2 protein-coding genes are annotated in these 1,934 nt (G+C 61.9%); both read left to right on the top strand.

The annotated features are described in order from the left end of the window. Nucleotides 1–69 precede the first annotated feature (69 nt). Nucleotides 70–441 (top strand): phosphotransferase, encoded by a 372-nt coding sequence (locus tag IVB42_RS12910; RefSeq protein ID WP_346732215.1) that lies wholly within the window; start codon nt 70–72, stop codon nt 439–441. A gap of 369 nt (nt 442–810) precedes the next feature. Then, nucleotides 811–1,728, top strand: coding sequence for an NADP-dependent oxidoreductase (locus tag IVB42_RS12915; protein ID WP_247396216.1), 918 nt, complete (start codon nt 811–813; stop codon nt 1,726–1,728). The last annotated feature ends 206 nt before the right edge of the window (nt 1,729–1,934 follow it).

Raw genomic sequence — 1,934 nt, forward strand, 5'->3', positions numbered from 1 at the left:
AACGTTGCTCACGATCGCCTGAAATCGCTGCTCACGATCCTCTGAAATCGTTGCTCACGATGCGCTGAAATCCGTGCTCACGATCCCGCGAAACGCGCACTTAGCCCCGGCAACGTGATCATGACTGCGGAAGGCCCCAAGCTCGTCGACTGGACCTTCGCGATGCGCGGGCCCGCCGCCCTCGATCTTGGGTTCTTGCATGTCATCCTGTCCGAGCTCGGCCCGGAAATAGCCGACAATCCGGAGCGGCCGCGCGCGACCAATGCGGCGGCGCAATCCGAATATGCGCGGCTGGCCGGCATGTCTCTGGCGGAGCTAACGGCGGCAATGGAGCCGTATTTGCCTATCGTCCGCACCTTCGTCGTCCTCGGAAACGTGGTGCCTGCGCTGCGGGAGCAACTGATCCAGCGCATCGAAGCGGGGCTGCGCGCGAAAGACTGAACCGTCCGCAACCTCGATTCCTGTTCGCCGTCTCAAGGCGCTCTCGATCACCGAGCAAATCTCGGCAGCCAGTGGAGCCGTTTGGCACAATCGGGTTGTATCGGGAGGCGACCCTCGCGCTTGGTACAGCCAAAATCGGCATTCTTGGTCCTGTTTTATAGCCGGGCGCAACGCATCTATTCGCTGACGACCGGCGACCGGAGCGATCCCGATCCCTCAGGATGAGTGGGAGCCCCGGTCAATGCGGAGAGCGGAGATTGCGGACACGAAGACACGAGTTCCACACAGCCTGACATTCTGTGGATGCCGGTGCGTCCACGCTCTTTGCATTATTCGACCAAGAGACAAATGACCGAGGAGATAATTCCCATGAAGGCGATCGTTGTAACGGACCAGGACGCAGGAAGGGCCGGGATGAAGCTCATGGACCGGCCCGAGCCGCAGGCAGCGATAAACGACGTCGTCGTTCAGGTTCATGCGTCGGGATTTGTACCGACTGAGCTGGCGTGGCCCTCGACCTGGACCGATCGCCTCGAACGTGACCGAACACCGTCGATCCCTGGGCACGAGCTGGCCGGAGTGGTCTCCGCCCTCGGATATGGCACAACGGGACTATCAGTCGGACAGCGGGTGTTCGGCCTCGCGGACTGGTATCGCGACGGCACGCTGGCCGAGTATGTGGCGATCGAGGCACGCAACCTTGCACCGCTGCCGGGCGACGTCGACTTTACGGTAGGTGCGAGTCTGCCGATCTCGGGCCTGACGGCGTGGCAAGGGCTGTTCCAACACGGCCGCCTTCAGGCGGGGCAAAGCGTCCTCGCTCACGGAGCGGCCGGCGCAGTCGGGTCGATGGTGACGCAACTCGCACGAGAGGCCGGCGCCTACGTCATCGGCTCTGGACGCGCCGCCGACCGTCAGACAGTGCTCGACTTCGGCGCGAAGGAGTTCGTCGACCTCGACAACGACACCCTGAAGGACGTGGGCAAAGTCGATCTGGTGTTCGATGTCATCGGCGGTGACATCCAGAAGCGATCCGCAGCACTGATCCGAGCCGGAGGAACATTGGTGACGATCGTGGGGCCGGCCGAGACGCGGCCCTCCGATGGCCTGGCGGTCGACTTCGTCGTCGAGTCCGATCGAGCCCAACTGAGTGAGATCGTACGGCGGGTGCGGGACGGACGACTGCGAATTAACATCGGCAACGTCTCGACCCTCGATGATGCCGTCGCCGCGTTAAATCCGACCAAGCGACGCAAGGGGAATACGATTATCCACATTCGTCCCTGAGAGACGCACGCCCATTGATGCGCGCGACCGGCCGGCGATCACCAGCAGCTCGGATGCCCGCTGGATTATCCGCCGCGATGGAGACGAAGCATGCGCTTCCGCCCTGCCTAGCACTACTTTGGCAGATTGTTGATTTTGCCGCGATTTATAGGATTCCCGAATCAATTTTTCAATGATTCATGGGTGGTCGGCTCTTGGAGGGCTGA

This window comes from Bradyrhizobium sp. 45, assembly GCF_023073155.1.
GTDB lineage: Bacteria > Pseudomonadota > Alphaproteobacteria > Rhizobiales > Xanthobacteraceae > Bradyrhizobium > Bradyrhizobium canariense_D.

Excerpts from the sequence above, each read along its gene's own strand:
- IVB42_RS12915 (WP_247396216.1), top strand. The coding sequence starts at position 811 with ATGAAGGCGATCGTTGTAACGGACCAGGACGCAGGAAGGGCCGGGATG.